The 2771-nt window shown below is 63.3% G+C and carries 2 protein-coding genes; both read left to right on the top strand.

Translation table 11 applies throughout. From position 1 onward, the window contains the following. Positions 1 to 1139, top strand: a 1139-nt coding sequence (locus tag ISP15_RS18055) for a non-ribosomal peptide synthetase (RefSeq protein ID WP_404549356.1), incomplete at its 5' end; no start/stop codon positions are given. After that, positions 1133 to 2771, top strand: a 1639-nt coding sequence (locus ISP15_RS18050; RefSeq protein WP_404549354.1) for a condensation domain-containing protein, incomplete at its 3' end; no start/stop codon positions are given. The genes ISP15_RS18055 and ISP15_RS18050, both read left to right, overlap by 7 nt.

The raw sequence follows: 2771 nt of genomic DNA, 5'->3' as shown, positions 1-2771 counted from the left end.
GCCGGGATCCGATGCAACTGCGTGCGTACCTGGCGCGCGAATCGATCCAGGTGCTGGACGCCACGCCGTTGCAGGTCGAGGCGTTGCTGGAAGTGCAGGGCGCACCGCTGCCGTCCGTGGTGATCGGCGGCGAGGCGATCGGCGCGACGCTGTGGGGACGCATCGCGGCGCACTACGCGGGACGTGCCGAGGGTGCGCTGAACGCCTACGGGCCGACGGAGACGACGGTGGACGCGACGATGGCGCGCATCGAAGGTCCGCTGCCGCGGATCGGCCGGCCGATGGCGAATGTGCGCTGCCTGGTGCTGGACCGCCAGGGCCAGGAGCAACCCGAAGGCGTGCCGGGCGAGCTGTACATCGGCGGTGCCGGCGTGGCGCGGGGATACGTGGGCCGCGAGGCGGAAACGGCGGAGCGCTTCGTGACGGTGGCGGGCCATGCGGGCCGTTACTACCGCAGCGGCGACCGGGTGCGCTGGAGCGGGGATGGCTCGCTGGAATACCTGGGGCGTTTGGACGGCCAGGTGAAGGTGCGCGGCTATCGCGTGGAACCGGAGGAAGTGGCGCAGGCGCTGCGCACGGAACCGGGCGTGGCCGCGGCGGCGGTGATCGCGCGCGGGGGAGCCGGCGGACTGCGCCTGGTGGGTTACGTGGTGGCATCGATGGATGCCCCGGTAGCGGCCAGCTGGGAGGACGACTTGCTGGAGCGGCTGCGGGCGAAGTTGCCGAGCTACATGGTGCCGGCGACGCTGATGCGACTGGATCAGCTGCCCACGACGGTCAACGGCAAGCTGGACGTGCGCGCGCTGCTGGAGAGAGATAGCCGGTGCATGCCGGCCAGTTCGCCGGGGAGGAGCGACGGCGTCCCGCCTGCCGGGGGCGTCGAACAGGCGCTGGCGGCGATCTGGGCGGAACTGCTGGAAATCGATGTGGCACGTATCCGTCGCCACTCGGACCTGTTCGCACTCGGCGGCCATTCATTGCTGCTGGTTCGGATGACAGCCTCGATCCGTAGTGAGTTCGGCGTCGACTTGGCGTACCGGCAGCTGTTTGATGCGTTGAGTTTGGATGCTATGGCAATGCGGATTCGCGACGCCGTCGCGGATGACGGCATCGAAGATATGGAGGAAGTGCAGTGGTGACGGAGTTTTCTGCACGCGAGTTCGTCGAACAGGCGGCCATCAAGGGTATCCAGTTCGCGGTCGAGGATGGGGGGCTTCGTACGCGCTCGCGTCCCGGCGCCATTGATGCCGAGATGGCAGGACTCATCCGTAACAACAAGCAGGCCATCATGGATTGGGTTGCCGGCAATACCCCGTTCGTCAGCGCCGAGCGCTGCCCGCTGCGCCCCAGGGCAGATCGTGCATCGCCTGCTCCACTGTCATTGGCTCAGGAGCGTTTCTGGTTCATCGATCGTCTTACGCGGCTGGGCGAGCAGTACAACTTGTACGCCGCCTTGCGTATCCGCGGAGATTTCGATGCCGATATCGCCCGGCGGGCGCTACAGCTGTCGATAGATCGCCATGAAACCTTACGCATGGTCTATCGGCAGGAAGGCGAAGACGGCGCCGTGCACCAGGTACCCGTATCCGACGCTCGATTGCACATGCCCGTGCACGATTTCCGGGACATACCCGAAACGGCTCGCGAACAGCGATTGAGCGAGGTCGTACATGAAAATGCATCGAAACCTTTCGACCTGTCCAATGACCTCATGTTCAGGGCTTCCCTTGTTCGTCTTCGAGACAATGAGGTCGTTCTGCTGATCTCCATGCCGCATATCGCGGCGGATGGTTGGTCGACGCTCGTCCTCGAGAAGGAGTTTGTACCTTGGTATGTAGCGATGCGGGAAGGTCGCGAGGTACAGGCTCCTCCGCTCGCCATCACCTATGGTGATTACGCAGTTTGGCAGCGCGAACGCATGCATGACCGCGAAGCCGCTCGTCAGCTGGCCTATTGGGAGCGTTCGTTGCGGGGTGCGCCGCCCGTACACGGATTGCCTCTGGATCGTCCTCGCCGCAGCGATTCCAGGCACCCTGCCGGGCGCTTCGGTTTCATGCTCGACCGTTCGTTATATGAAGCACTGAAGACATTTGCATATGAGTCGAACGCGACGCTCTTCATGCTCCTGCACGCGGCATTTTCGATCGTGCTCGCCCGTCATTCGGATCACCCCGACATCGTCGTGGGTACTCCGGTGATGAACCGCCTGGAGAAGCCGTTGGAGGCTCTCTTCGGTTGCTTCGTGAATATATTGGCGCTGCGTGTGCGATGCAGACCAGATGAAACGTTTCGCGACTTTCTTAAGCAAGTGCGAGATGTCAACCTGGATGCGCTGAACAATCAGGAGATCACCTTCGAACAGGTGGTCGACCGCATGAGTCCGGAGCGCAGCGGTCTGCATGCGCCGTTGTTCCAGATCATGTTCAGCATGGGCATGCCACGCACCGGTACGGCGCGTGGCGTACCGGGCCTGGATATCGAACGCATGGAATACGTCGCCACGGTGGCCAAGTTCGATCTGAGCCTGTATGCGCAGGATGAGGGACCGGATCTGTTCTTTGGAATCGAATACGATGCCGACCTGTTCGACCTCTCCAGCATCGAGCGTATGGGAAGTCATTTCACCTATACGCTCGAACAAGTGACCTCCAACCCTGACGCGGCCTTGTCGTCATTGCGGCTGACACCGGCATCGCGGGTGCGCGAGATTGCGCAGACGTGGGGCTGCGGCGCTGTCCAGCCAATACCGCCAGGGAGCGTGGACGAAGCCT

The organism is Dyella jejuensis (genome assembly GCF_044904675.1).
Lineage (GTDB): Bacteria > Pseudomonadota > Gammaproteobacteria > Xanthomonadales > Rhodanobacteraceae > Dyella_B > Dyella_B jejuensis.
Note: the sequence above shows the minus strand (reverse complement) of the source record. Positions and strands in the feature narration are given on the sequence as shown.